At 36.6% G+C, this 20,422-nt stretch carries 24 protein-coding genes; 20 read left to right on the plus strand and 4 right to left on the minus strand.

Annotation, left to right across the window (positions count from 1 at the left end):
- Positions 1–308: 308 nt before the first annotated feature.
- The 5 genes from QLQ22_RS11915 (at position 309) to QLQ22_RS11930 (ending at position 3,302) form a co-directional block, all read left to right on the plus strand.
- Positions 309–860, plus strand: coding sequence for a TVP38/TMEM64 family protein (locus QLQ22_RS11915; RefSeq protein WP_223442702.1), 552 nt, complete (start codon positions 309–311; stop codon positions 858–860).
- Between the two features lie 58 nt (positions 861–918).
- Positions 919–1,149: a GrpB family protein gene (locus tag QLQ22_RS25145; protein ID WP_423246247.1), complete on the plus strand. Its 231-nt coding sequence runs from the start codon at positions 919–921 to the stop codon at positions 1,147–1,149.
- A 630-nt stretch (positions 1,150–1,779) separates the two neighbouring features.
- The gene (locus QLQ22_RS11920) at positions 1,780–2,232 is read left to right on the plus strand and encodes a helix-turn-helix domain-containing protein (RefSeq protein ID WP_223442706.1); all 453 of its coding nucleotides are present in this window, start codon (positions 1,780–1,782) and stop codon (positions 2,230–2,232) included.
- 118 nt (positions 2,233–2,350) lie between these two features.
- Positions 2,351–2,665: a hypothetical protein gene (locus QLQ22_RS11925; protein WP_223442709.1), complete on the plus strand. Its 315-nt coding sequence runs from the start codon at positions 2,351–2,353 to the stop codon at positions 2,663–2,665.
- A gap of 238 nt (positions 2,666–2,903) precedes the next feature.
- Positions 2,904–3,302: a VOC family protein gene (locus QLQ22_RS11930; protein ID WP_223442712.1), complete on the plus strand. Its 399-nt coding sequence runs from the start codon at positions 2,904–2,906 to the stop codon at positions 3,300–3,302.
- A 40-nt stretch (positions 3,303–3,342) separates the two neighbouring features.
- Here QLQ22_RS11930 and QLQ22_RS11935 read toward each other — a convergent pair whose 3' ends face one another.
- Complete coding sequence (locus QLQ22_RS11935; RefSeq protein WP_284016670.1) at positions 3,343–3,546, minus strand: hypothetical protein; 204 nt, start codon at positions 3,544–3,546, stop codon at positions 3,343–3,345.
- 42 nt (positions 3,547–3,588) lie between these two features.
- Here QLQ22_RS11935 and QLQ22_RS11940 point away from each other — a divergent pair, with 42 nt between their 5' ends.
- The 5 genes from QLQ22_RS11940 to QLQ22_RS11960 all read left to right on the plus strand — a co-directional run bounded on the left by QLQ22_RS11940 (position 3,589) and on the right by QLQ22_RS11960 (position 7,677).
- On the plus strand, positions 3,589–4,104 hold the full coding sequence (locus QLQ22_RS11940) for an LURP-one-related family protein (protein WP_284016671.1): 516 nt from the start codon (positions 3,589–3,591) through the stop codon (positions 4,102–4,104).
- Between the two features lie 122 nt (positions 4,105–4,226).
- Positions 4,227–5,051, plus strand: a complete 825-nt coding sequence (locus QLQ22_RS11945) for a CbrC family protein (RefSeq protein ID WP_284016672.1) — start codon at positions 4,227–4,229, stop codon at positions 5,049–5,051.
- A 281-nt stretch (positions 5,052–5,332) separates the two neighbouring features.
- The gene (locus QLQ22_RS11950; protein WP_284016673.1) at positions 5,333–6,106 is read left to right on the plus strand and encodes a DeoR/GlpR family DNA-binding transcription regulator; all 774 of its coding nucleotides are present in this window, start codon (positions 5,333–5,335) and stop codon (positions 6,104–6,106) included.
- A 1-nt stretch (position 6,107) separates the two neighbouring features.
- Positions 6,108–7,151, plus strand: a complete 1,044-nt coding sequence (locus tag QLQ22_RS11955) for an oxidoreductase (RefSeq protein ID WP_284016674.1) — start codon at positions 6,108–6,110, stop codon at positions 7,149–7,151.
- A 37-nt stretch (positions 7,152–7,188) separates the two neighbouring features.
- The gene (locus QLQ22_RS11960) at positions 7,189–7,677 is read left to right on the plus strand and encodes a heme-degrading domain-containing protein (protein WP_223442728.1); all 489 of its coding nucleotides are present in this window, start codon (positions 7,189–7,191) and stop codon (positions 7,675–7,677) included.
- A 405-nt stretch (positions 7,678–8,082) separates the two neighbouring features.
- Here QLQ22_RS11960 and QLQ22_RS11965 read toward each other — a convergent pair whose 3' ends face one another.
- The gene (locus QLQ22_RS11965) at positions 8,083–8,985 is read right to left on the minus strand and encodes a DMT family transporter (protein ID WP_284016675.1); all 903 of its coding nucleotides are present in this window, start codon (positions 8,983–8,985) and stop codon (positions 8,083–8,085) included.
- 160 nt (positions 8,986–9,145) lie between these two features.
- Here QLQ22_RS11965 and QLQ22_RS11970 point away from each other — a divergent pair, with 160 nt between their 5' ends.
- Complete coding sequence (locus tag QLQ22_RS11970) at positions 9,146–10,522, plus strand: aminotransferase-like domain-containing protein (protein WP_284016676.1); 1,377 nt, start codon at positions 9,146–9,148, stop codon at positions 10,520–10,522.
- Positions 10,523–10,990: 468 nt separating this feature from the next.
- Here QLQ22_RS11970 and QLQ22_RS11975 read toward each other — a convergent pair whose 3' ends face one another.
- The gene (locus tag QLQ22_RS11975; protein ID WP_223442754.1) at positions 10,991–11,470 is read right to left on the minus strand and encodes an RIP metalloprotease; all 480 of its coding nucleotides are present in this window, start codon (positions 11,468–11,470) and stop codon (positions 10,991–10,993) included.
- 178 nt (positions 11,471–11,648) lie between these two features.
- On the opposite strand from QLQ22_RS11975, the gene QLQ22_RS11980 reads away from it, so the two are divergent.
- The 4 genes from QLQ22_RS11980 (at position 11,649) to spoVK (ending at position 14,537) form a co-directional block, all read left to right on the plus strand.
- On the plus strand, positions 11,649–12,026 hold the full coding sequence (locus QLQ22_RS11980) for a YmaF family protein (RefSeq protein ID WP_284016677.1): 378 nt from the start codon (positions 11,649–11,651) through the stop codon (positions 12,024–12,026).
- 112 nt (positions 12,027–12,138) lie between these two features.
- Positions 12,139–13,089 carry a tRNA (adenosine(37)-N6)-dimethylallyltransferase MiaA gene (gene miaA / locus QLQ22_RS11985; protein ID WP_223442760.1) on the plus strand — a complete coding sequence of 317 codons (951 nt, stop codon included), beginning with the start codon at positions 12,139–12,141 and terminating at the stop codon, positions 13,087–13,089.
- Positions 13,090–13,116: 27 nt separating this feature from the next.
- On the plus strand, positions 13,117–13,341 hold the full coding sequence (hfq, locus tag QLQ22_RS11990) for an RNA chaperone Hfq (RefSeq protein ID WP_223442761.1): 225 nt from the start codon (positions 13,117–13,119) through the stop codon (positions 13,339–13,341).
- 245 nt (positions 13,342–13,586) lie between these two features.
- Entirely contained in the window at positions 13,587–14,537 is a 951-nt protein-coding gene (gene spoVK, locus QLQ22_RS11995) for a stage V sporulation protein K (protein WP_223442762.1), read from the plus strand.
- 20 nt (positions 14,538–14,557) lie between these two features.
- Here spoVK and QLQ22_RS12000 read toward each other — a convergent pair whose 3' ends face one another.
- Positions 14,558–15,160, minus strand: a complete 603-nt coding sequence (locus tag QLQ22_RS12000) for a trimeric intracellular cation channel family protein (RefSeq protein ID WP_223442763.1) — start codon at positions 15,158–15,160, stop codon at positions 14,558–14,560.
- 182 nt (positions 15,161–15,342) lie between these two features.
- Here QLQ22_RS12000 and hflX point away from each other — a divergent pair, with 182 nt between their 5' ends.
- From hflX to QLQ22_RS12025, 5 genes are all read left to right on the plus strand, one after another.
- Positions 15,343–16,626 (plus strand): GTPase HflX, encoded by a 1,284-nt coding sequence (gene hflX, locus QLQ22_RS12005; RefSeq protein ID WP_223442764.1) that lies wholly within the window; start codon positions 15,343–15,345, stop codon positions 16,624–16,626.
- Entirely contained in the window at positions 16,619–17,887 is a 1,269-nt protein-coding gene (locus tag QLQ22_RS12010) for a methionine gamma-lyase family protein (protein ID WP_284016678.1), read from the plus strand. The genes hflX and QLQ22_RS12010 overlap by 8 nt, the downstream gene beginning before the upstream one ends.
- 81 nt (positions 17,888–17,968) lie before the next feature.
- Complete coding sequence (locus QLQ22_RS12015; protein WP_223442766.1) at positions 17,969–18,364, plus strand: MerR family transcriptional regulator; 396 nt, start codon at positions 17,969–17,971, stop codon at positions 18,362–18,364.
- A gap of 65 nt (positions 18,365–18,429) precedes the next feature.
- Entirely contained in the window at positions 18,430–19,764 is a 1,335-nt protein-coding gene (glnA, locus tag QLQ22_RS12020) for a type I glutamate--ammonia ligase (protein ID WP_223442769.1), read from the plus strand.
- Between the two features lie 133 nt (positions 19,765–19,897).
- Positions 19,898–20,347, plus strand: a complete 450-nt coding sequence (locus QLQ22_RS12025) for a MarR family winged helix-turn-helix transcriptional regulator (RefSeq protein ID WP_284016679.1) — start codon at positions 19,898–19,900, stop codon at positions 20,345–20,347.
- Positions 20,348–20,422 lie beyond the last annotated feature (75 nt).

A 20,422-nucleotide genomic window follows, 5' to 3' on the forward strand; every position in this document is an offset into this window, starting at 1 on the left:
ACTTTCCTGACTACAATGATTAGTGTAGCAAGTATAGGAGTTTCTGCAATAACCTTTTCATTTTTCATTACTGGACTATTTTTTTCAGTAGCTTATTTATACAAAGAAGAGTTATCTAGAAAAATATAATGAGGCTATCAAAACGAAACAAACTAGAAAAGGCCAATTCAGGTCTTTTTTATTTGTAATTAATCCGTAGTGCACGTATTCACAAAACATACTAAAAAAAATGAAATTGCGAGAAAAATAACTGATAGAATAACAAATACAACATAACTAATAGTTCAATACATTGAGGTGACGTCACAGTGCAAGAAGAATTGGTTCAGATTTTAGAAAACTACTCTTCTATGGCAATTACTATAAGTATCCTTATAAACATTATTGTTTCTATTGCAGGTGTAGTGCCAAGTGTGTTTGTCACTGCTGCTAACCTTACTTTTTTTGGATTTTGGCAAGGAACATTACTATCTTTTATTGGTGAAACATTAGGTGCTTTAATTGCTTTTTATTTATACCGCAAAGGATTTAAAAGGTTATCCCATGAAAAGTTAAAAGAGTATCCACGTGTAAACTCTCTTATGCATATTGAAGGCTTTGATGCATTTTTACTGATTTTATCATTACGAATTATGCCTTTTATTCCATCTGGAATTGTTACCTTTTTCTCAGCAATTGGAAGTGTTTCTGTCATAGTTTTTTTCCTTGGGAGCACAATAGGTAAATTACCGGCATTGCTTATGGAGTCATATGCTGTTTATCAAGTCACAACAGTAAGTGTTCAAGGGAAAATAATCATGAGTTTAGCTGCCTGTTATGGGGTTTTTATTTGCTATAAAAACATAAAGAAAAAGAAGTGAGGACCTATAAAAAGAAGAGAACCCACTAAAGCATTTAGAATACGAATATGTTTTTCATATGGGATTTCCTGGAAGATGTTTTTTTAGAAAAGGCCAGGGGAGAACTGGTACTCATCATTTACATATTTATGAATATAAGAGTGAGTTCTGGATTAATAATATTTTTTTTCGAAATTACTTAATAGACAATTCAGATATAAAGCTTCAATATAATGAATTAAAAAGGATTTATCTGTGCGTTATAAATGCGATCGAGTTGGATATACAAATGCAAAAGCTCCATTTATAACTAATGTAATTTCACTTGCCAAAGAAACTTACAATAATGGATGAGCTTGTTGAATTTAACTTATTCCACAATCGGGGGCAATTGTTGAAAATCCAATTGCCCTCATTCGTTTTAAAGGAAATTCTTTTATAATACTTACGCCTAGGTGAAAATATTCTCATGAAAAAATTTTGATAATGCTGCTGTTTGTCGGATTATTCTCTTCTTATTCAAATGTATAGGCTAATATAAAATTACAAAAGTGTTGGATCAGCCAAAAAAGAACTGAAGGTGAGTCGAATTGGATGTGGGGTTTTATAAAAGATTGAAACCAAAGATTATGTTATTCCGTTAAAGGTGGCGTTTGTGGAAAAAGACGTAAGAGGGTGATAGATATTAGACATGTCTAATATTTATCACCCTTTATTTTTAATGAATTTTTACAAATTATGTCTTGATATTGAAACCTTGCAACAGCTTTCTTTTTAGTCAGCTCTGTTGATAATCGGGCAGTAATCAGATGAAGAAACCTTGATAAATCAAGATTTTTTGAAGTGCACGCATAAGTTGCGCGTGATGCGCTTATTACTATCTTTACTTTGCATAATTTATCTTATAATACTAGTAGTAAGAAAGGGCGATGAAAAGATTATGATTTTTAGCGAACGATTAAAACAAGAACGAGAAAAAAGAAATTGGTCTCAAAATGATCTTGCAGAGAAAATTCATGTGAGCCGCCAATCAGTGTCCAAGTGGGAAACAGGAAAAAATTATCCAAGCATTGAGGTAATCATTCAATTGAGTGATTTATTTGGTATTTCAATCGATGAATTATTAAGGAGTGACGATGAATTGAAAGAAAAAATAATTCGAGATAGTAAGCAGTTAGAGTATCCAAAGTGGAAAGTGTTTTTTGATTGTATGTTCGTGCTAGGGGCATTTTTGTTAGTGTCTAAATTCATTATATTTGCTCTAAATAAATTTGTTGGAACTGAAATTACAATTTTGAAAGATATCGGAATTGCAGCGAGTTTTTTACCATTTTCATTGATGGTTATTGGTGGTATTGGATCTGATTCTTTGAAGAAGAAATATGTAGATTAAAGCTGGAAAGTCGGGTGAAGGGAAATCTTGCCTCGCCTTTCTTTTTGTGTTAGAAAAATGAACCTTTTTATAATTGAATTACGTATTATAAATAATTCAATTATAACGGGGGGGTAAAATGAAGAAGTACATTTTTTTTGTCTTAGTAACATTGGTAATTGAGTCTTTATTAATTACTGGGACAATAGTTATATGGGATACTCGTTTTCCAGAAACAATGTTCTTCGGTTCCTGTTTATTCATTTTTATTGCTTTTCTAATAAGTTCTTCAGGGGATTTCTTATCTAACTACTCTGAATACTCCGTTTTCGGGGCGATGGCAGGAAGTTATCAACTCAAGCGTGAAGAACCTTATTTGATTATAAGTCCATTTTTAGTTGGTTCTATTTTGTTTTTCATCAGCTATTTTATAATATATTATTTTATTTATTGAATGTTTTCCATCAAATCGATGCACTTGAATTCGTAGTGTGTTACTCCATTAATAGGGGCGACTGCTTAAAGTGTCGCCTCTTCTTCTTGAAGTGAAGGGCAAGTTAATTGAAGAAGAAGTATGACTCGGATTGAATTATATTTTATGTAATGTCATTATTAAATTAAAGTCACCTAACGTATATTCATATATTAATTAATGAAGGCTTTAATTAAGTAACTAAAGGAGATGATTTTTAATGGGAAAAGTTACACCATTTTTAATGTTTCAAGATGGTAAAGCAGAAGAAGCGATGAATTATTACATATCAATCATTGATGATTCAGAAATTACGAGTATTGTTCGCTATGGAGCGAATGAAGCTGGAGACGAAGGAACTGTAAAGCAGGGTGCTTTTTCCTTAAAAGGGCAAGAATTTATGTGCATTGACAGTAATCTGAAGCATCAGTTTTCCTTTACTCCTTCATTCTCAATTTTTATTACTTGTGATACTGAAGAAGAAATAAACAACCTTTATCAGAAACTTATCGAAGGTGGACAGGCACTTATGCCAATTGGTGATTATGGTTTTAGTCAAAGGTTTGGTTGGCTAAATGATCGGTTTGGAGTATCGTGGCAACTAAATCTTCCTTCGTGAAAGTCTTACCTGTAATCATTAAATAAATACTGCATTAAAATCAACGAGGTATTACTTCATCAGGGGTAATACCTTCTTTTATATTAAAGAGCTTAATTAGTTTTGATTTTGTAAGTAATGTACTTAAACTAATAGGTGGGTTAGTTAAAGAAGAATTGTGAGTTGAGTGAAACAATTTTAAGGGTGGTGCTCCAGGAGGATCTTGAACAATGTGGCGCTCTTTTACAAAAAAAGTCTGAAACATGTGCAATGCTCCGTTCGTATATATAATAAAGGGGTGTTAGACATGGATAAATGCGTATACTTCACTGATCAATTTTTTTCTTCCGGCAGAACTGATATTTATAATGAATCACAAGAAAAGCTTGGAAAACGTGATTTGAAAAGTGCATTCACTTCAAGTGTGAGTGTGGAGAATGAAAAAGGCGAAGTCATTGTTGAAGGCAGCTTTCCGTTTTTATCTGGCAAATGGACAATTAAACAGCCGAATGGGAAGGAATTGGGCGAGGTAAAAGCTTCATTTTCATTCTTCGCTAAGCGTTATAATTATACAACAAATTGCGGCAGATTTGAGATTGAGTCACCAGCTTTCTCAAAAGAATACACTATACTCGATGGGAATAAAGCAACAGTGGCGACATTCAAAAAAGTAAGTGGAATTTTTCAAGCAGCTGCGTACGAACTGAGGAATTATTCGGATTTTTTTCTTACTGAAGAATTGATAGCTGTTGTCATGGGCGTCAATGCAATTGAAAAACGCAGAAGTTCAAGTGACGGCGGAGGAGCAGGAGCATCTACATAATTTAAATAGATAAACTTATCCTTTTTCTGGGTACCTATTTACAGTTAAGCTCTTGATTTTAAGCAGCAAAAAGAATTTAATGCTAAAGAACAGTGGATTTCGGTGCAGAAAGGAAACCTTAAATGTCCTATAGCTTAATTTTAGAAGTTGACTTAGCAGAATTGAATAATAATCAGAAGGGGACATTCTTTTCTAAGGTAAGTAAATTCATATCTACCGAAGATTTCGAATTATTTAGGAGAGCTGTTAGTAACAAAACTAAAGTTTATAAAGTATTTGATACTGAATATAACAAGATTATCCACATAAAGAAAATAATTAAACTACTGAATGAAGATACAACAAAATTTACTATCTATCAGAAAACTGAGGATAAAAAGAATATAATTAGTCTCCTTGACCTTGAAAATATAATAGATGAGTTTAAGGTTATCCATCAGCTCCCTTATTTTAAATATCATCCTCACGTATATGAAAGTGGATGTATATCTTTCTATAAAGATATATGCGAGGTATGTAACCAGGAAAGTTCTTTCTTTAATGAGGGCTGTTATGGAGAAAGTGACTTAGAAGTCATATGTGTTCAATGCATTGCATCTGGGAAAGCAGGGGAGGAATATGATGTATCTTTCAATTATCAATATCCAATCTCTTTTAAAGATGATAATAAAGTTGAGGAACTTCATTTAAGAACTCCTTCAATTCTATCGTGGCAAGAAATACCCTGGTTAGAACACTGTAATGACTTTTGTGCCTATATAGGAATAGTAGATTGGGAAAGAGTTAGTCACCTCCAGCCAGAGATCCACAATGATTTAACAATAGAAGCAACAAAGTATAATCTGGAGCAGGGTGACCTTAAAAATGCCTTGAATTCTTATATTGTTGGACATTTATTTAAATGTCTTCATTGTGGTAAGCACAGATTAACATCAGATTTATCTTAATATTGAAGTTTGCGAAGAAATGTACTTAAATTATCGCTGGCGATTGCGGCGCATAGTGCTTTTGTTAATTAATCTTTAATAAAGGGAAACACACTTTGGACATGTCTAATTTGTGTTTCCCTTTTTTTATACTTGCACAAATTCCTCAAATATTAATTTTCTGTTTGTTGCTGAAATACCTTAAAATAATTATTTTAATTAAGTTTTTTAAGTTTTTTCTGGCTTTTTGGATATCGATCTATATATAATAGATTTAGAAGATTTTAAAGGAGCTCTAGACTATGTATCAAGAACAAAGGCTGACAGCGATAAAAACGTATTTGTCTTCTCATAAAAGCATTACAATCGAAGAAATATGTGAAAAATTAAGTGTTTCAAAAGATACAGCCAGAAGAGATCTTGTCAAACTTGAAGAACGAGGGGATATTATAAGGATTAAAGGAGGAGCAACACTTCCATCTGCCAACCGGCATTTAATTGATTACAAAGAACGAATAGCAACCGCAGGAAAAGAACGAATTGCAAAGAGTGCGTCATTGTTGATACACGAAAATCATGATTTGTTGATGGATACATCTTCAACTGTTGCTTTAATAGCGAAGTGCATTGGAAACAAACATGTGAATGTGATTACAAACTCCATCGATATAGTTGATGTATTAGGAGAGTATTCAAATATTCAAAGCTTTTTGCTTCCTGGAAGATTCAATTCGAAAAACAGAAATGTAACAGGACCCAGAACAATCAAAACACTGGATGATTTTAAAGTAGATCAATTATTTCTGGGAGCATGCGGAATCAGCGTTGAGGGAGTTACCTCTCCAGATGAAAATGAAGCTTTTTTGAAGAAAAAAATGATGAGTTGTGCAAGACAAGTGATAATGCTTGCGGATCATTCGAAGTTCGAAAAGGAATTTTTACATAAGGTTTGTGATATGACGGATATTGATGTGATTATTACAGATAAATATCCCGATGAAGAAGTGAAAGACAAAATTACAGAGAACAATATTCTTTTAGTTGTTGCTGAAGATGAAAAAAGTGAGGGTTTATAGGATGAGAAAAATTAAAGTTGGTTTAATAGGATATGGACTATCAGGGGCTACATTTCATGCACCATTATTAAGTGTTTTAGAACAATTTGAAATTACAAAAGTAGTCAGCTCCAATTTGGAAAAAGTTCATCAGGATTTGAAAGATGTGGTGGTAGTAAGCAGCATAGAAGAGGTTCTAGAAGATGCATCCATTGATTTAGCGGTAATTACAACACCGAGCGGTTTGCATTACGAAATGGCTAAACAAAGTTTAATGGCTGGAAAACATGTTATTTTGGAAAAGCCCATGGTGGTGGAAACATGGGAAGCAGAAGATCTTATTAGGATTGCCGATGAAAAGAAGCTGTTACTAAGTGTTTATCATAACAGAAGATGGGATAATGATTATTTGACTGTCAAGAAGCTTGTAAATGATGGGGTGCTTGGAGAAATCAATACCTATCAGGTTCATTTTGATCGCTTCAGACCAGCTGTACGAGAGAGATGGAGAGAAAAACAAGGTCCTGGAGCTGGCATGCTTTATGATTTAGGTTCACATCTAATTGACCAAGCCCTGCATTTATTTGGATGGCCGCAATTTGTAATAGCAGATGTTTTCGCTCAAAGAGAGAATGCAGAAACGGATGATTATTTCCATGTTATTTTAGGATATGAAAAGCTGCGAGTCATTTTGCATTCCGGTTCAATCGTCCCGACTAACGGACCGCGTTTTCAGGTGCACGGAAGTAAAGGCAGCTTTATAAAATACGGGCTTGATGGTCAGGAAGCTGCACTCAAGGAGGGCAAAAAGCCTCTAGATAACTCTTGGGGAGCAGATCAGCCGCAATTTTACGGTCAGCTTGTCAGGTTTGATGGAGATAAAGAGGAGCATAAAACAATTCAAACCCTGCATGGATCTTATGTTTCCTACTATAAAGAAATTGCCAAAAGTATACTTGAGGGAAAAACTGCTCCTGTCACTGCAAATGAGGGGCTATCCGTCATTAAAATCATTGATGCTGCCTTTAAAAGCAGTAAAGAAAAGAAAGCTGTATATATCGATTAAAGCTTATTTTTAAAAATAATCTTAAAGAGGGATCAATATGGAATATGGTACTTTGCAAGCTAAGTTAGAGGAAGTTAAAAAGCAGGAAGAAGAACTTATTTTTAAAAGCTTTTCTAATGAAGATGCATGGCACATAGGATTGTTTATCATTGAATCTGCCAAAAAAATAAATAAATCTGTTGCAGTAAATATCATTAAAAATCGACAAACAGTATTTCATTATGGGATGGATGGTACATCACCTGATCAAGATGAATGGATTAAGAAAAAATCAAATGTTGTCTTACGTCATCATCATAGTTCTTATTATATGATGCTTTACAATCAGTTGAAAGACAGATCCTATTTTGATTTTTATTCAGCCAGTCCGTTTGAGTATGCAGTTCATGGAGGAGCGTTTCCTATTATAACGGAAGGATCAGGAGTAATTGGAGTCATCACTGTCTCCGGCTTAACCCAGGAAGAAGATCATGACCTTGTTGTAAAGGCAATTACAGGATTTCTTAATAAGACTTCCAGACAATAATTTAATTGGAATTGAACTTTTAAGGAAAACAATGGTCTTATCATTTTGCTGGAAGATTATCTTAATAATAAGTGTGTTTTTTAAAATTTACCAACAGATAACTTCGTCCATATTGAAGAGAAAAGGAAAAAATTTCAATTTGGCAGCGTGCCTTAATAATATAACCTCTAAGTTCAAAGAGTTTCTTAGTATAGATCTGAGTGATGGAACCATTTTATCAAGACTAAAAATATTAAAATATCAAAAAAAGGAATCTCCTCTAATGTCCTAGTGCCACATGATGGTGAATCATATTCTTTTTAAGTTGAAAAATGGACTTTCAAAAGAGAGCACATATTAACTATGTATAATATGTGCTCTCTTTTATCATTAACCATTATATAGCTATCACAATTGAACAGGCAGTTAGTTTTTCTCTGATACAGCTTCTTTTTTTGATACGTGAGCATTTTTGCCTAATATAACAGAAAAGACTACTATCAATGCTATTACAACAGTGAAAAATGTGATGGATTCATCTAGAAATATGGTTGCAAATAGAATCATTAAAAATGGTTGCAGGTATTGAAGCTGACTAACTCTTGCTATTCCGCCCATAGCCATTCCGCTATACCAGGCAACATATGCTAAAAATTGACTGATCACTGCGAGATAAATAAAACTGACCCAAGCATGTATTGGGGCATGGAGCATTTCGGTTGTAAGGTTTAATCCAACTGGAAAAATGAAAAATGGAGCACCGATCATAATCGCCCAAGCAATTACTTGCCAGCTACCTAAATCTTTCGCTAATTTCCCGCCTTCTGCGTAACTAAGTCCAAGTATTAACACTGCAGCTAGTATTGCTAAATCGGCAAATTGTAATTGACCGAATCCGAGATGAAAAGCATACATAATAACAGATAAAGAGCCAATTATACTTGAAATCCAGAATTTGAGAGAAGGGATTTCACCTGCTCTAAACATAGCAAATCCGGCTGTTGCTAATGGTAACAGGGCTACTTCCACAGCTCCATGAGAAACAGGCAAGGATTCCATTGCCCAAGAAGTAAGGAGAGGAAATCCTAAAACTGCACCTGCAGCAACAATAAGCAGACTTTTGAATTGGCGGGGATTAGGCAGTTTTTCTTTTCGAACAATCAATACCACGCCTACTAAAATAGCTGCTACAACTGTTCTTCCTAAACCGACGACCGTAGTCCCAAAATACTCTACTGCAATACTTGTAGACGGGAGCGTTAAGCTAAAACAAATGACGCCTGCTAATCCCAAAATTAATCCTAATTTCTCTCTGATTTCTCCCTGCATCTTATCTAACCCCAGTCTTTATATTTTGTATCACATCTGTACCATTTTTTACTTATCTAAAAAACAGTTCTGATATAATTAACATACTATGAGTACATACAATAAAAATAAACCATTTTTTTACTCATCTGTCCTGGTACAGTTAAAGGAGGATCAATACATGAACTCAAAATATATTAAGATAATGCAAGAAATTAAGATTCAGGTAGCAGATGGTTCGCTGATTGCAGGCAGTAAACTCCCTTCTGTTCGTCAGTTATCTGAGTATTTTTCATGCAGCAAAAATACGGTCATTAAAGCATACGCCGAACTTGAAAAAGAGCATTTAATTTATTCAGTTCCTAAAAGCGGCTACTATGTTGTGAATGAATTTCAAAAAGCGGCGGAAGAAAATGAGGTGATTGATTTCTTGTCTGCCGGTCCAGATAAAAAGGTTATGCCTTATGTGGAATTTCAACATTGTATGAATCAAGCAATTGAACAATATAAAGAAGAGCTTTTTACATACTCTGATCAACAAGGGCTTTACTCACTGCGGGTACAGTTAGTGAAATATTTGCAAAGTCTGCAGGTGTTTACTCAACCTGAAAGAGTAGTCGTTGTATCTGGCTCGCAGCAAGCCCTTAATTTATTAGTTTCTATGCCATTTCCAAATGGAAAAAACAATATTCTAATTGAACAGCCTACTTATTTCGGATTCATAGAGTCCATCAAACTGCACCAAGCTACTGCTTTTGGAATTGAGTTATCGATGGAAGGAATTGATCTTGAACGTCTGGAATACATTTTTCGAAATAATGATATCAAGTTCTTCTATATTATCCCTAGATTTAACAATCCGCTTGGACATTGTTACCCGAATAGCGATAAGAAAAAAATCGTTGAGTTAGCTGAAAAATACGATGTATATATAGTGGAGGATGATTTTTTAGGAGACCTTGATCCAAATGCAAAATCAGATCCTTTATTTTCTTTTGATCCTTCTGGGAGAGTGATTTATATTAAAAGCTTTTCGAAAATTTTTCTCCCGGGGTTAAGGATTGGTACTGTCGTTCTTCCTTCATTAATGATTAACAATTTTTTACGATATAAATTCAGTTCGGATTTTAATAGTTCAGCACTTTCTCAAGGTGCGCTAGAAATCTATTTAAAAAGTGGTATGTTTAATAGCCATCTCAAAAAAATAAAAGAGGTATACCGTACTAAAATGCAAATCCTTCAAGAAGCATGTGAATCATTGCTGCCGGCTAATACTCATTTTTCAAAACCGCCTTCAGGATTCTATCTATCCATCAGTTTGCCCGAGAATGTGACAGCAAAGCAGGTAGTTCATATGCTGAACGAGCAGCATATATATGTTGATGATGCCTCCAGAATGTTTTTACCAGAATATAAAAAGGAAAATCTCCTTCGATTATGCATTTCTCAAGTGAACGAGAGTCAAATTAAACTAGGGGTAGAGCGATTGGCTCACTGTATTGATTTAATTAATAGTAGAAAAAATGATATTAGTCCAAATAACTTTTTACTCATTTAGTATGGGTAAGTTTATATAGAGGGCACATCACAGGTTTATGCGGATTTTCAACCCTAAGAAAATAAGGTCAAAACGGTTGTTTATGTGATTTAGTATTTGAGCAATCATTTGAGACATATTTCCTCGCTAAATATACAAACTTTTAAATGAAATAAAACCCTCTCAAAATGATGATTTTTGGAGGGTTCTTTCATTAAGTTGCCTCCGAAGTATTGAAAACTGCTGTGTTAGTACCTTCTTGTACTAACCTGCTCAGATAGTTGTATAAGAAAGAAGATTCACTGAATGTAGTATTGCACCAGTTGCTTTAAGAACTATTTTTTTTATTCGTTTATATTCACTTTCACTTTTAATTTCCTCAGGTCTTGGAGCGCCCTCGCATTTTAAAAGCAGCATCTGTCCATCTAAGTTTTTATTTCCCGCCGATTCGTATAGGATGTGAAATGTTAATTTTCTTTTAATCTATTTCTAATCAAGCTGACTGCAGCTTTTGCCATACTTAATCACGTCATATATAGATCGCCCATCAGATGAGTGAGTTTCTGAGTATTTAAAAGGAAGCAAAGAAAAGAAAACAAAGTAAACAGAAAAATAAACAAACTGATAATAAAAAATATGAGGTTCAAGAAAACCGGTGTGGATCATTGTATTAACAATCAAAATGGCTGTAAGGTTAAACAGAGATCCGCCTGCATATACAAATGCGTGTGTGTACCGATTATCCCACTTCAAATTTTCATATTGGCAAAATGAATCTAAAAAGTAGTATTGCTTTACTTCAAGTTTTCCTATTCTGAACATCAGTTTCCCTCTGCCCAAAATAAATACAGCTTTGCCTCCAAACATCCACACGAAAACAAAGTGCCCCAGCTGATGAATAAATGCTACGATTGGCAGCACGAAAAAGAAAGCCCAAAAAAATGTAATCATATCTTCTAACTGAAACATGTAAATGGCCCTCCTAAAAATCATTTACTACTTGAATTCCCCCAACCAGCAGAATAAAACTGAAAAAGAAGAATTGACCATTCTGCACTAGACAGAAACAATTATTTTCCTGATTCATGCGCCTAATTCCTTACCTTTTCATAATCTGAAGGATAAAGAGAAAAAGGAGTGTTTTCTAATGGACTGTTACAGGGAGCAGCTTCCAGTTCCGCATGCTCATTTTTTTCAGGGAGTCACTGAAAAGAAGGAAAATCACCATCATTATTTACTCGGGTTTTCTAAACCGCTGAACGGAAATTCATATGATGGTCATTTTCATTATGTTGAAGGGTTAACTACGTTTGAAAATCAGCATTATCACCGTTTTTATGTTCAAACAGGCCCTGCTATACCAATGCTTGATGGGTCTCATTATCACTTATTCTTCGGGAAATCTTACAGGAACTATACAGAAGCAGAACCTCCGGAGTATGGAGGGGTGGTTTATTCTGTACAGCAAAAGCAAGTTCATCACCATTTATTTAGCGGCCGAACAAGCGGACCTATTGGTTATTGATATTCTGTCGTTTGGCTGCACAGAAAACTGGAAATAATAAACTGGTATTCACTGATTTAAAGTGATAAGATGTTGAATAGCGGACTATTAGGAATGAAAGAGTGGTTGCAAGTTGAAGAAAGAGAAGCTGGTCGTAATAATAGGACCGACAGCTGTTGGCAAAACAAATTTGAGCATTGAGCTCGCAAAGAAGCTAAATGGAGAAATTATCAGCGGAGACAGTATGCAGGTCTACCGCGGGATGGATATAGGGACTGCAAAAGTAAAGCCTGATGAAATGGATGGAATTGTCCACCATCTCATTGATATAAAAAATCCTGAAGAAGATTTTTCTTCAGCTGAATTTCAGGAGATTGCACGTCCATTAATTACGGAAATTCATGAAAAGAAAAAACTGCCTATCATCGTCGGCGGCACGGGATTATATATACAATCTGTCATTTATGATTATCAATTCACCGAGGCTGCTTCTGACCCGGATTTTAGGAAACAGCTTGAAGCTGAGGCCTGTTCAGCGGGAAATGAAACGATTCATAGTAAGCTTGCTTTGATCGATCCTGTTTCTGCTGAGAGAATTCACCCTAATAATGTCAGGCGAGTGATCAGAGCACTTGAAATTTTTCATTGTACAGGAAAAACAATGACCGATTTTCTTGCAGAACAAGATAAGGTGCTGCTGTATGATGTTGTCATTATAGGACTTGCAATGGAGAGAGAACAGCTCTATGAGAGAATTAATTTAAGGGTAGACCTGATGATGGATCAGGGCCTCATTCAAGAAGTAAAAGGGCTTTATGACAAGGGACTGAAAGAGTGTCAATCCATACAGGCAATAGGCTATAAAGAATTATACGCCTATTTTGACGGCGCTGTTTCCCTTGAAGACGCAAAAGAGCAGCTTAAACAAAATTCCCGAAGATATGCTAAGCGCCAGCTTACCTGGTTCCGCAACAAAATGGATGTGGAATGGTTTGATATGAGCAAGCCGTTGGATATGGATTTGAGATTCAATGAAATTTTTACATATATAGCAGGAAAGCTTAATTTAAGCGCGAATACATAACACATAGAGAAAAGAGGAGGACGAAACATGAGAACAACAGTAAATATTCAAGACCAGGTTTTAAATTCCATCCGTAGAGACGGTACCTTTGTAACAGTATTCTTACTAAATGGTTTTCAATTAAGAGGGCTTGTCAAGGGGTTTGATAACTTTACGGTTCTTTTAGAAACAGAAGGAAAGCAGCAGCTTATCTATAAGCATGCGATTTCAACTTTTGCACCGCAGAAAAATGTAACACTTGAATTGGAATAGAAATATGAAAGCAGTCTTCAGCACAATGGAGGCTGCTTTTATTTTGTTTTTTAAAGGATATTCACCCGCATTGCAAAAGGAAATATGAGAAAATATTTCTCGGGAAAGCGCATAATACTACAAAACATCGCATTTATCAACAATTTTTTTAACGGTTAAAATAATTTTCATATTTTTATATAGGCATTTGTCACGATTTTGACCGCTGCAACGTATAGTAGTAAAAGAATGTGAGGTGAACATCTTTGGATCAAGCAGTCACATTTAAAAATAATGGTCAAATTAATGTGATTTTGAATGGGCAAAAAAAGACGTATCATGAGAAAATCAGCGAATCAGCATCCTATGAAATAAAAATTCCAAAAACACAGCCTCAGCATGTCATTCTTAATGAAATGGAAGCTGAATTAAACACTCTTGTAGGAATGGAAGAAATGAAACGGATGTTAAAAGAAATTTATGCATGGATTTATATCAATAAAAAGCGTGAGGAACAAGGACTTAAAGCTGGAAAGCAATCTCTTCATATGATGTTCAAAGGAAATCCGGGAACAGGAAAAACGACAGTTGCCAGGCTGATCGGCAAATTATTTTTTCAAATGAATGTGCTATCAAAAGGACACTTGATTGAAGCTGAAAGAGCAGATTTAGTCGGAGAATACATTGGACATACAGCACAAAAAACAAGAGACCTGATAAAAAAATCACTTGGCGGGATTCTTTTTATAGATGAAGCATATTCACTTGCACGCGGTGGAGAAAAGGATTTCGGCAAAGAAGCGATCGATACGCTTGTTAAGCATATGGAGGATAAGCAGCATGAATTTGTTTTAATCTTAGCGGGCTATTCAAAAGAAATGGATCATTTCCTGACTCTTAACCCTGGTCTTCATTCGAGATTTCCGCTAGTTGTGGATTTTCCTGACTATTCTGTAGAACAGCTGATGGAGATATCGAAAAGAATGATGATTGAACGGGAATACACATTCAGCAAAGAAGCGGAGTGGAAGCTTCGTGATCATTTAAATATGATTAAAACAAATATGGCTCCTGCAAAATTTTCAAATGGAAGATATGTTCGAAATGTCATTGAAAAATCGATCAGATCTCAAGCTATGAGACTTCTAACATCAGATCAATATCAGCGTGATGACCTGATGACAATAAAAAGCCAGGATCTCATCATAAAAGAATAAAGCCGCTGTGTGCGGCTTTATTAATGATGAATAGATTTGTTGGGCAGTCGCCATTTTTTTGTATAAGAGAGTACCCTGCATACTACCAGCAGTACAAAGAGTGTATAAAGGTGAATGGCAGACTCGGCAAGGTCAAAACCAATGACGATACCAGCAAGGACGGCCCATACTGCATAGATTTCAGATTTTAAGACAAGCGGTTTGCGTCCTGCTAAAAGATCACGGATGATTCCGCCGCCGCTTCCTGTTAAGACGGCTGCTACGACAACAGCACTTATAGGGTGATTCATTTCTGTAGCATATAAAGCCCCTTGTATGGCAAATGCGGATAACCCGATTGCATCCGTCAGGTTTCCCCATCTTTGCCAGTGTTTAAGTAAGTTATTCGGAAATAAGAAAACAGTCGTCATTGCAATCAATGCTATTTGAAAGAGCATACCCTGCTCCCAAAGTGCGGAAACTGGCACGCCGATCAGCAGATTTCTGATCGCACCGCCCCCGAAAGCGGTAACGATCCCTAATATATATACGCCTAAAATATCATATTCTTCTTCCATCGCAACAATTGCTCCGCTGACAGCAAACGCAATTGTTCCAATGATGCTTAATACTTCCCAAGTCATAACCTGTATCCCCTTTGCTAATACGCTCACTAGTTGTAATCGTTTTTGATTTTATATGGCGTCATGGAGAAATGCAACCATTTTCTTTCATATACTGCTTTATATAGGAAACAATTAGTGAATTCCTGGTTTTTTTGTTATGATGATAATGCAAAATTATTGCTGAAAAGGATGATACACGTTTGAAAGAGAACATATATTCTGTAATCGAAAAAGTCATTCTGGTTGGCTGTCAGCTGCCTAAATTAGATGACGAGGCCTTTCAATATACAATGAGTGAGCTCGCTTCATTAACGAAAACGGCAAACGGTGAAGTTCTGATGCAGCTGTCTCAAAAAAGAGAAAGAATACATCCGGCTACATACATAGGAAAAGGCAAAGTGGAGGAGCTGATTGCTCTTTCAGAAGAACTTGAACCGGACTTAATTATATTTAACGATGAGCTTTCCCCAAGCCAGCAGCGTAATTTGACGGCTGCACTTGATATAAAGATAATAGACCGGACGCAATTAATTCTCGATATTTTTGCGACTCGTGCTAAGTCGAGAGAAGGCAAACTTCAAGTTGAGCTTGCGCAGCTTCAATACTTATTGCCGAGACTTAGCGGACAAGGCATAAATCTTTCCCGTCAAGGCGGCGGAATCGGAACAAGAGGACCGGGTGAAACTCAGCTAGAAACCGACAGAAGGCACATTCGAAGCAGAATTCACGAAATTAAACTTCAGCTTTCTGCCATTGTCAGCCACCGTAATCGCTACCGCGAGAGAAGGAAGAAAAATCAGGCATTCCAAATTGCTCTCGTTGGCTATACCAACGCAGGCAAATCCACACTATTTAACAGAATTACAGATGCAGGCACATTTGAAGAGGATTTGCTGTTTGCTACATTAGATCCTATGACCAGAAAGATGACCCTGCCTTCCGGGTATCAAGCCCTGCTTACAGATACGGTTGGATTTATTCAGGATTTGCCGACTACATTAGTTGCAGCATTCCGTTCTACATTAGAAGAAGTAAAAGAAGCAGACCTCATTCTTCATGTTGTTGACAGTTCAAATGATGACTTTCAAAATCATGAAAAAACAGTATACAAACTTCTTGATGAATTGAAGGTTACAGCCATCCCCGTCCTGACTGTGTACAACAAAAAAGATAAGCAGTCAATTGAGTTCGTTCCATCGCCAAAAGCTGAACATGTTTTGATCAGTGCATTCAGCGAGAGTGACATCGGTCATCTTAAACAGAAGATCCAAACTGTTTCAGTCGAGCAAATGGAGACTTACAGCATTGAAGTCCCTTCGAGTGAAGGCAGGCTCCTATCCATTATTAAGACTGAAACGATGGTCGGACATTTTGCATTTAATGAAGAAACAAATCAATACGAAATACAAGGACACTATTTGCCCGCACACTCAGTTGCGGGGCATATACAGATGTACAATAGAAAGGGCAGCAGTAATGTTTAAACAATTAAAATTTGGTGAGAAAATATCACAGCTATCTAATCAGGTAGAAGAAAAAATAGAACAGATTCATAAAAAGATCGACGAAAGAATGGAACTAAATCAATACCGTGTGCTGAAAAGCTACAGAGAACACAAAGTAAGTGATTCACATTTTATTCCTTCAACAGGTTACGGGTATGATGACCATGGGCGGGATACGCTGGAGAAAATATACGCAGATGTCTTTGGAGGCGAGGCAGGGCTGGTGCGTCCCCAGATCATTTCAGGCACGCATGCAATCTCGATAGCTTTGTTTGGAGTCCTTCGTCCTTTTGACGAGCTCCTGTACATAACCGGAAAGCCATATGATACGCTTGAAGAGATTGTTGGAATTCGGGGGAGCGGAATCGGTTCGCTCAGTGAATTTAAAATCGGTTATAATGCAGTGGATTTAAAAGAAGACGGAAGCGTTGATTTTGAAGCTGTTAGAGCTCAAATCACGGATAAGACAAAAATGATCGGCATTCAGCGTTCTAAAGGTTATGCATCAAGGCCATCCTACACAATTGCTGAAATAAAAGAAATGATCGATTTTGTAAAAGCAATTAAGAACGATGTGATCGTTTTTGTTGATAATTGCTACGGGGAATTTGTGGAGGAGCTGGAACCCTGCCATGCAGGTGCGGACTTAATGGCGGGTTCTCTCATTAAAAATCCAGGAGGAGGACTTGCCAAGACAGGCGGATATTTAGTGGGTAGAACGGAATTAATAGAGGCCTGCTCATACAGAATGACATCACCGGGCATTGGAGCAGAAGCAGGAGCTTCATTATATAGTCTTCAGGAGATGTACCAGGGTTTTTTCCTTGCTCCTCATGTAGTCGCACAAGCTCTTAAAGGAGCAGTATTTACTGCGGCGATACTTGAAATGGCAGGACTCAATACAAATCCTTCGTGGGATGCTGTCCGGACTGATCTTATACAATCAGTTCAGTTTAATCAGGCGGATTTAATGGTTGCTTTTTGTCAGGCTATTCAATACGCATCACCTATTAACTCTCATGTTACGCCGTATCCAAGTTATATGCCGGGGTATGAAAATGATGTCATAATGGCTGCAGGTACATTTATACAAGGTGCAAGTATTGAACTGTCAGCTGACGGACCGCTGCGTGCGCCATTTACGGCTTATGTGCAAGGGGGATTAACCTATTCTCACGTAAAAATTGCCATATGCTCAGCTATAGATTATCTGCTTCAAAAAGAACTCATTCATTTATAATGTTATTTTTCCTAACATGGTATTGACACATTATATGACATTGAATATAATAAGAATAAGTTAAGAAAAGGAGGGAATACAATGGGTGATACAATTCGACGCACGATGCCCTTATTCCCGATCGGAATTGTCATGCAGCTGACTGAACTCTCTGCCAGACAAATTCGATATTATGAAGAAAATGGCCTGATTTTCCCTGCTAGAACTGAAGGAAACAGACGATTATTTTCATTTAATGATGTAGACACACTGCTTGAAATCAGAAGCCTTATTGAACAAGGCGTCAATATGGCAGGCATAAAGCAAATCTTTTCTAAGAAAGAAGAATTGCCGAATGATGAACAGCCTAAAAAAGTGGAAAAGCCTGATCTATCTGATGCTGAATTGCGAAAATTGCTGAAAGCTGAACTTATGCAGGCGGGGCGTTTTCAAAGATCATCACTCAGACAGGGTGATATGTCGAGATTTTTTCACTAATGAATTTAGCTTCACTTAAATTAAAATAAATATATCTTTGTATTGTTAGGAGAGGATTTTTCAAAATGGCTAAGTATACGAAAGAAGATATTGTACGATTGGTGCAAGAAGAAAACGTAAAATATATCCGTTTGCAGTTTACGGACATCCTGGGAACAATTAAAAACGTTGAGATTCCAGTAAGTCAGCTTGAAAAAGCATTAGACAACAAATGTATGTTTGATGGATCTTCAATTGAAGGCTTTGTCCGCATTGAGGAGTCTGATATGTATCTTTTCCCTGATATCGATACATTCGTTATCTTCCCATGGACTTCTGAAAAAGGAAAAGTAGCACGTTTTATCTGTGATATTTACAGCCCGGATGGAACTCCATTTGACGGGGACCCTCGTAACAATTTAAGACGTATGCTGAAAGAAATGGAAGACTTAGGATTCACAGATTTCAATCTTGGACCTGAGCCGGAATTTTTCTTATTCAAACTTGATGAAAAAGGCCAACCTACTCTTGAATTAAACGACCATGGCGGCTACTTTGATTTAGCTCCAACGGATCTTGGCGAAAACTGCCGCCGCGATATCGTGCTTGAGCTTGAGGAAATGGGCTTTGAAATTGAAGCTTCCCACCATGAGGTAGCACCAGGACAGCATGAAATTGACTTCAAATATGCTGGTGCAGTTAAAGCTTGTGACGATATCCAAACGTTTAAACTTGTTGTTAAAACAATTGCACGCAAACATGGTCTGCATGCTACATTCATGCCAAAACCATTATTTGGTGTTAACGGATCTGGAATGCACATGAACTTATCACTATTCACAGACGGCGTAAATGCTTTTTATGACAAAAACAGCGACCTTGAATTAAGCGACACAGCTAAACATTTCATCGCTGGAATCATTAAGCATGCACCAAACTTTACAGCTGTTACGAACCCGACAGTTAACTCTTACAAACGTTTAGTTCCGGGCTACGAGGCACCTTGCTATGTTGCTTGGTCAGCACAAAACAGAAGTCCGTTAATTCGTATTCCAGCTTCACGCGGTCTAAGCACTCGTGTAGAAGTACGCAGCGTGGACCCTTCTGCTAATCCATACTTAGCAATGTCTGTATTGCTTGCAGCAGGCCTTGACGGAATCAAAAACAAACTTGCAGCTCCAAAACCGATTGACCGCAACATCTATGTGATGACAAAAGAAGAACGTGTAGAGAACGGCATCGTTGATCTTCCTGCTACACTTGCTCAAGCACTAGATCTATTAAAAACGGATGAAGTTATCATCAATGCCCTTGGCGAGCATTTGTTCGAGCACTTCATGGAAGCGAAAGAAATTGAATGGGATATGTTCCGTACTCAAGTTCACCCTTGGGAAAGAGAACAGTATATGTCTCAATATTAATACCTGCAAATCCCTGATGCCATTGGTGTCAGGGGTTTTTTATAATTCTTAAAATTTTATTAAAAAATAGCATTGACCACAAATCTGACCACTATTTGACTACCAAATTTTTATGAATGAAAGTAGGGAGGAGATGGGGTCGTTAATCTGGTTACGTTTAATACGTTTTACGAGCCACAGTAACCAGCTGTCGAATAATTTTTTAAAGCGCTTTGATTTAACAACCGCACAATTTGATGTGCTCATGCAAATTCATGTCTATCAACCACTCACTCAAATTGAGTTAGCTGAAAAAGTAACGGTCACGCAAGGTGGTATTTCCCGTATGCTTGCACGACTTGAAAAAGAAGGCTATATTGTGCGTAAGCAAGATTGGAAAACGAAAACGATAAGCCTGACTGAGAAGGTTGGAGCGATTTTAGAAGAGTCCATGCCAGCTCAACTTGCGTTTCAATCGTCATTTTTTGACGATGTATTAAACGAGGAAGAAACGAAAACATTGTACACACTGATGACACGTGTACATAAACATAGCCAAAAAAAGACTTACCACCTGAGTAATTTTTTTTACACTATAACTTGATTAATCAAGTTATAGAATAAGGAGGACCCAGAATGACTCTTAGAGCTTTCCCCTTCCGAGTTATTGTACCCCTTT

Origin of the sequence: Metabacillus hrfriensis, from assembly GCF_030127205.1 — a bacterium.
Taxonomy (GTDB): Bacteria; Bacillota; Bacilli; order Bacillales; family Bacillaceae; genus Bacillus_P; species Bacillus_P dongyingensis.

What these genes read in the sequence shown, in the direction of transcription:
- hfq (WP_223442761.1), top strand. Translation starts at nt 13,117, where the DNA reads ATGAGAACAACAGTAAATATTCAAGACCAGGTTTTAAATTCCATCCGT.
- QLQ22_RS11965 (WP_284016675.1), bottom strand. Translation starts at nt 8,985, where the DNA reads ATGCAGGGAGAAATCAGAGAGAAATTAGGATTAATTTTGGGATTAGCA.
- QLQ22_RS11945 (WP_284016672.1), top strand. Translation starts at nt 4,227, where the DNA reads ATGTCCTATAGCTTAATTTTAGAAGTTGACTTAGCAGAATTGAATAAT.
- QLQ22_RS25145 (WP_423246247.1), top strand. Translation starts at nt 919, where the DNA reads ATGGGATTTCCTGGAAGATGTTTTTTTAGAAAAGGCCAGGGGAGAACT.
- QLQ22_RS11920 (WP_223442706.1), top strand. Translation starts at nt 1,780, where the DNA reads ATGATTTTTAGCGAACGATTAAAACAAGAACGAGAAAAAAGAAATTGG.
- QLQ22_RS12025 (WP_284016679.1), top strand. Translation starts at nt 19,898, where the DNA reads ATGGGGTCGTTAATCTGGTTACGTTTAATACGTTTTACGAGCCACAGT.
- glnA (WP_223442769.1), top strand. Translation starts at nt 18,430, where the DNA reads ATGGCTAAGTATACGAAAGAAGATATTGTACGATTGGTGCAAGAAGAA.
- QLQ22_RS11930 (WP_223442712.1), top strand. Translation starts at nt 2,904, where the DNA reads ATGGGAAAAGTTACACCATTTTTAATGTTTCAAGATGGTAAAGCAGAA.
- QLQ22_RS11970 (WP_284016676.1), top strand. Translation starts at nt 9,146, where the DNA reads ATGAACTCAAAATATATTAAGATAATGCAAGAAATTAAGATTCAGGTA.
- QLQ22_RS11940 (WP_284016671.1), top strand. Translation starts at nt 3,589, where the DNA reads ATGGATAAATGCGTATACTTCACTGATCAATTTTTTTCTTCCGGCAGA.
- QLQ22_RS11955 (WP_284016674.1), top strand. Translation starts at nt 6,108, where the DNA reads ATGAGAAAAATTAAAGTTGGTTTAATAGGATATGGACTATCAGGGGCT.
- QLQ22_RS11950 (WP_284016673.1), top strand. Translation starts at nt 5,333, where the DNA reads ATGTATCAAGAACAAAGGCTGACAGCGATAAAAACGTATTTGTCTTCT.
- QLQ22_RS12010 (WP_284016678.1), top strand. Translation starts at nt 16,619, where the DNA reads ATGTTTAAACAATTAAAATTTGGTGAGAAAATATCACAGCTATCTAAT.
- QLQ22_RS11925 (WP_223442709.1), top strand. Translation starts at nt 2,351, where the DNA reads ATGAAGAAGTACATTTTTTTTGTCTTAGTAACATTGGTAATTGAGTCT.
- QLQ22_RS11980 (WP_284016677.1), top strand. Translation starts at nt 11,649, where the DNA reads ATGGACTGTTACAGGGAGCAGCTTCCAGTTCCGCATGCTCATTTTTTT.
- QLQ22_RS12015 (WP_223442766.1), top strand. Translation starts at nt 17,969, where the DNA reads ATGGGTGATACAATTCGACGCACGATGCCCTTATTCCCGATCGGAATT.
- QLQ22_RS11960 (WP_223442728.1), top strand. Translation starts at nt 7,189, where the DNA reads ATGGAATATGGTACTTTGCAAGCTAAGTTAGAGGAAGTTAAAAAGCAG.
- QLQ22_RS11975 (WP_223442754.1), bottom strand. Translation starts at nt 11,470, where the DNA reads ATGTTTCAGTTAGAAGATATGATTACATTTTTTTGGGCTTTCTTTTTC.
- QLQ22_RS12000 (WP_223442763.1), bottom strand. Translation starts at nt 15,160, where the DNA reads ATGACTTGGGAAGTATTAAGCATCATTGGAACAATTGCGTTTGCTGTC.
- QLQ22_RS11935 (WP_284016670.1), bottom strand. Translation starts at nt 3,546, where the DNA reads ATGTTTCAGACTTTTTTTGTAAAAGAGCGCCACATTGTTCAAGATCCT.